The organism is Mycobacterium shunyiense (assembly GCF_058270075.1).
The window spans coordinates 1-5139 of record NZ_JBZDPU010000046.1; the positions used below are offsets into that span (position 1 = coordinate 1).

Consider the following 5139-nt stretch of genomic DNA (forward strand, 5'->3'; position numbering starts at 1 on the left):
CTTCTAAATCAGCTTGCGACGAGTGCCACTAGTCCTGCTTGCGGCAGGGCGGCCACCATGTTGACGCCGAACGGCCAGACGAAGTTCGTCACGAACGTCTTCCATCTACTCGGGTTGGCGCTGTTGGCCGCGCCGCGAACGACGGCTCCGGCAAGGCGTTCGAGTGCATCTTGGAGGCTGAAGTCGCCAACTTCTGAGTAGTGGTCAACGCACGAGCGAACGTGGCCAATCACCTCGTTGATATGGGCGCGTAGGTCAAGCGGGATCGACGCGTCGTCTTCCAGAATGGTGCAGACACCGTCAAGGTATTCGGTGATTGCAGCGAGGCCACCGTCTTCAACCGGGGGAACAACGTCTTCCAAGCGCTCAGCGAGCATTTCTAACGTGTTCAGACTCTGCTGGTCAATCCGCGCAGTGCTCTGGCCTTCCCAGCCCGACTTGAAAGCAAATACGATCTGATACCAGGACGGAATTGTCTCCCGAACGACGCGCATATTGCGGCCGCGGTTTTCGAGCAGGCTAACCAGCTCTTCAATCTCTTGGAGATGGCGTATTGCCTGCGTGTGGTGTTCCCAGTTGTCTCCGTTGAGTCCGCGAGCGGAGGCAGCGTTAGTGTTTGAAGGACCGCGCCACGACATGAATCGGGTGTGTAGCAGCTGTGCCGGGTTAGCCATCTCGGTGGACCTCCATAAGGGAAGAGGTTGTCGTTGTTCGCGATTCGTGTCGCGCGAGCGATTCGTTGCTGTTCATGGCAGTCCTAGCTCGCTCGCTGCTGGCTTGTTTTAGCCGACAGAACGACGTCTGCTATCTGTTCGGCGATCGCTTGGATCTCGTGATCTATGGTGCTCAGCGCCACTTTGTCGGCAAGCGTAGGGCTGAACTGGCGGACGTCAGCGTGACTAACGCCATGCCAGATCGGCAGTATTGACTGACGGTCTCCGGTCACACTTTTTGTCACAAGACCGTCGAGCTCGTGGTTCGTCCAGCCCTTCTTGAAGAAGGCTTGCGAAAGCACGACAATGGCGAACCGGCTCGAACGGATTCCGTCGTCGATTTTCCGACGCAGGCTGTGCCCGATCCGCATTTCGGTTTTGTCGAGCCAAACCGCAACGCCGAGTGCCACCAGCGCATCTCGCAATGGAATTGCTACGTCAGCTTTGTCTTCGCTGGCATGCGATAGGAACACATCCCATGTTTGGCCGCCCAAGACATCGTCTGCTGGCTCGATCGGAACACGAACCTCAACAGCGTGTGCTGGATCTCGCACTACGCGGTCGACGGCGGCGCTCACGTCTGCGACGCGGGTCTCTAGCTGTGAGAGCTTCGCTTTCTCGTCACGCGCGGCACGTTGTGCATCCCGCTCGCGCTTTTTCTCGTCGGCGACTAACGCTTTCGAGAGTTTCTCGGCTGCCGAGGCCTCATCGCGTGCGTATCCGGCTGCCTTCACTTGCCATCGGTTGGCTTCATTTCCAGCCGTGGCCGCTTCTTGCTCGCGTCGTTCCGCCTCGCGCAGTCGACTACGAATGGAACCCTCGTTGGATGTCTTCGCGGCTGCCTGGCGGGCCTTGGCGGCCTCGGTTCGCTTCTTCGATTCCTTGATCCGGTATTCGCCGGCCTTGGCCTCGGCTTCACGCCGTTTCCTGCCTTTTGCTTCAACCTCGCGACGGTACTGATCCGCACTCATCGAGCAGCACCCACTTTCGCTTGCGTTTGATTGCGTACCGCAACTTCGTCTTTACGACTCGAATGTTCGGCTGTAGTTCGCGTTTCGCGTCGCGCGAGCAAGTACTCGGCTCTGTCGCGCTGACCGAACTTGGCCCATAGATTCGTGGTCGAGGCGTCAAGGCCGAGTTGAGCAGCGACGACGGCGGCGGGCAGGTCGTTGGTGAGGGCGACCATGGCGTAGTTGCGGCTGAGTCGAGGCGGAACCTCGACTTCGGCGAGTTTCAATCCGAGCGTTCTCGGATGAATCGGCTCGTGTGGCCGGGCACCGGGGAACAAGAAATGAGCGTCGCTGTCCGGGGTTTGCGCGCGGGGGTTATCAGCCGCTTGCTGTGCGAGCCGCTCGACAAGCGTTGCAACAGGTTCGGGCAAATCGATTGGATGCTCGGCCAGCGCGATGCTTGTTCGTTGCGGCGTGACCGCAACGTCCGCGGTGGTGAGCGATCGTATTTGCGAGATGCGAGCTCCGTAGAGCAGCACCAGCAGGCCGGCTACCCGGATTGGCAGATCGATCCGGCTGTTCTCGTCAAGCAAGTTGTTGAGTCGTCGAATGTGGTCGTTTTCATCGCTGATTTCGCACGGTTGCGAGCTACGGAAGCGTGGGACCGCAACGTCGCTGACGATGCCTCGCTTGTTGAGCCAGGTGACAAACCCAGCGATCCGGCGGCTGCGATCGCGGTTGCCGGCCGTCCAATCGTCGAGGATCGACTGGGTGAGGTCGTTGATCTGACGTCCAGTTGATTCGACGTGCTCGATGAATCTGAGTGCCAGGCGGATTCGTTCACGTCCTGAGTCGGCGGCAGCGGAGCTAAATCCACGACGTGCAGCGCGACGGCGGGCAATGCGCAGGATGCCCCACCGTGCGTACGGTTCGAGCAGTGCAGCGTGCCGCGCTGGCAGATCCGCAGTGAATTCTTCGATCCACGTTTCGAGCCGGTCGATAGGTTCGTCGCGGCGCGGCAGAACCTGTGCATCGACCAGCATTGCGCGCAGGAAGTGACGAGCTTGACCGGTCGGGCAAGCGTCGACTGTTTCGTGGGTGATCGACCCTTCTGCCTCGGCGAGGATACGCAGCGCGGATTGTGTGCGGGGCTTGATCAGCCAGCGCATCGTGGACTCAGGGCGGCCACGCTGTACGAGGACGTCGGGCAACCGGTCGAGACCATCGGCAATTACGCCGTTATCTGAGGTCAGCAGCTCACTGGTCAGTCGCCGAATCGAGCAGCCCAGGCAGGTGGCCTCGAAATGCTGGGGGCCTGCGTGACCGCAGGTCGAGCACACGTAGTCGGTGGAACTTCCGACGCATGGACCGCATGCGAGCTCACCAGCTGTTGTGCGGCCGATGAGAACCTTCACCGCTCCGCAGCTCGAGCAAGAGGCCGGCTGTTTCGTTGATCGCTTGTAGCAAGAAACGCAGACGGCGCCGAGTGGCCAATGCGTATGCACTGGACGTGTTTTTGCGCAGATTCCGCACTGGGCTTCAGGAGTGTGCGCGCAGCGATGGCAGAGATCGGAGACGCCTTGCTGAACGCGCACTGCGACTGGCCGAATCTCGCCGCATTTACCGCAAGCTCGCAGCGGCGCTTTGTAGCAACGCTGGCATAGCGGACCGGCAGTTGTCATTGACTTGGCGTGCTCAAGCCGGCCGCATCCCGAGCAGACATGCTTAGGCCGGGCGCAGTTGCTGCACAACGCTTTTCCGTCACTTGTTCGCGCCGACGGCACTTTCGAGCGGCCACATGTCGAGCACTGTTCCATGCGGGCAGGATCGTTGCGGTAGCAGCGGCGGCAGATTCCACCATCAGCAGTGCGTGCAGCGCGCTCAGCGAGGCGACCGCAGCGAACGCAGGTGTGCTTAGGAGGCGCGGCGACACTCATGACGCACCTCCTGGTCGGCGAATCGTCGTGCGACGCGGTTTGATCGCAGTGACGCTTGCGTCCTGCTGTCCGACGGCTTTACGCGCCGTGACCTCGGTAATCTTCGGCTCGATCAGATCGTTCGGTGTGCAGTCCAAGATGTCGCACAGCGCGACAAGAAAGTCCATGCTCAACCGTTGCGGCTGGCCGGTGACCAGTCGATACGTCTGCTCTCGCGACAGGGACACACCACGATCAGCCAGATGCGGCTGCAAATCAGTAGTCGAGAACATCCCGCGTTCGGCCATCTTCGTTCGCAGGTGCCAGGCGTAGTCCATCTGCTTCATTTCGATGGCCTCCGCCCGAACTGCTCGCCGTAGCGGGAATGCATCGACCGGGTGAGAAGACGGTTGCGGTACTCGTTGCTGACACCGACGTAGATCGCTGTCGTCGATGAAAACGCGTGACCGACCTGCTCCTGGATGAAGCGTTCCGGATAGTCGAACTCGACGAGGTGGGTCACGTACGAGTGCCGCAAGCAGTGCAGATCGAGCGAATCGTCGAGTCCAGCCGCGGTACGGGCCGCAATGAACGCATCGTTAGCCACCCGAGTGCTGATGCGGCCACCACGCTCAGTCAGCCACAACGCCGAACTGCGGGAGCTCCGAATCAGGGCCGGCCGAATCTCGTCCACGTAGTGGTGGAGAACCTCAACAACCCAACTCATTTCGGGCACTGTAAGGATAGTGCGTCGCTTGGCCGGTCCTCCAGGGGAGGCCTTGCCGTGTCGAACCGAGACCGCGCCGTAGCGACCGAAGTCGGGGAACTTCGGATTGCTACGCAGATCAACAAGGTCAGCCATCGCCGCTTCTCGACGACGCAAACCGAAGGCATAGACGAACTTCAACAGGGCCGCGTCTCGCAACGCGGGCAAGGCGCCTTTGCGACGATTCGCGCGGATCTTGTCAACGCGCGAATCGGCGGCGTCGAACAACGCCTGGACCTCGTCGTAGGTCAGCGGCCGGCGAGACGAATCACCTTCGTACTCACTGACATGCACGATCGAGTTGTCGTCGTGAAACACAATCTCGGGCACACGCCCGAATCGATCGCTGCACTGGTTCGCCCAGCCGTAGCGAGCGTCGCGGAGGTACTCGCAAAACATGCGTACCTCGATCTCGTAACTCCGCAACGTAGATAGCCGTAGCGGTGAAGACCCCGAGCGGAGAGTGCTGATCCATGCTTCGCCCTCGGTCGGCGTCCACTGCCACGGATACTGGCCACTGAACTCGGCGAATCTACGGATCAGGCGGCTGCGCGCCGAGATCGTCGACTCTTTAAGGAACCGCGCGCGCTGCTGCCGTTCCCAACCCTCGACCATCGCATCGAATACTGCTTGTTCGGGGTCCAGCTGAACGACATTGGGCGCCGATAGAACACGCGCCGCGCCATGATCATCAACAGTCACAACACCTGTTGTAACAGATGCAACATTGTTGCACCATGCCCGACGGGGGGTCTCACCAGCGGAGACACCCCCCTCCTGGCGGTGCAACCGCT

Annotated in this window: 5 protein-coding genes; all 5 read right to left on the bottom strand. The window is 60.7% G+C overall.

Features of this window, described 5'->3' with window-relative positions:
- Nucleotides 1-8: 8 nt before the first annotated feature.
- Nucleotides 9-674, bottom strand: a complete 666-nt coding sequence (locus tag AC4ELH_RS35275; protein WP_131827527.1) for a hypothetical protein — start codon at nucleotides 672-674, stop codon at nucleotides 9-11.
- Between the two features lie 83 nt (nucleotides 675-757).
- The gene (locus tag AC4ELH_RS35280; protein ID WP_083650342.1) at nucleotides 758-1684 is read right to left on the bottom strand and encodes a toll/interleukin-1 receptor domain-containing protein; all 927 of its coding nucleotides are present in this window, start codon (nucleotides 1682-1684) and stop codon (nucleotides 758-760) included.
- A complete protein-coding gene (locus AC4ELH_RS35285) occupies nucleotides 1681-3078 on the bottom strand; it encodes a site-specific integrase (protein ID WP_131827526.1) in 1398 nt (465 codons plus the stop codon). The genes AC4ELH_RS35280 and AC4ELH_RS35285 overlap by 4 nt, the downstream gene beginning before the upstream one ends.
- A gap of 518 nt (nucleotides 3079-3596) precedes the next feature.
- Nucleotides 3597-3926, bottom strand: coding sequence for a helix-turn-helix domain-containing protein (locus AC4ELH_RS35290; RefSeq protein ID WP_075909945.1), 330 nt, complete (start codon nucleotides 3924-3926; stop codon nucleotides 3597-3599).
- A complete protein-coding gene (locus tag AC4ELH_RS35295; protein WP_083650338.1) occupies nucleotides 3923-4960 on the bottom strand; it encodes a tyrosine-type recombinase/integrase in 1038 nt (345 codons plus the stop codon). The genes AC4ELH_RS35290 and AC4ELH_RS35295 overlap by 4 nt, the downstream gene beginning before the upstream one ends.
- Nucleotides 4961-5139: the final 179 nt, after the last annotated feature.

Coding starts and splice junctions, on each gene's coding strand:
- AC4ELH_RS35275 (WP_131827527.1), bottom strand. CDS start 674: ATGGCTAACCCGGCACAGCTGCTACACACCCGATTCATGTCGTGGCGC.
- AC4ELH_RS35280 (WP_083650342.1), bottom strand. CDS start 1,684: ATGAGTGCGGATCAGTACCGTCGCGAGGTTGAAGCAAAAGGCAGGAAA.
- AC4ELH_RS35290 (WP_075909945.1), bottom strand. CDS start 3,926: ATGAAGCAGATGGACTACGCCTGGCACCTGCGAACGAAGATGGCCGAA.
- AC4ELH_RS35295 (WP_083650338.1), bottom strand. CDS start 4,960: ATGGTCGAGGGTTGGGAACGGCAGCAGCGCGCGCGGTTCCTTAAAGAG.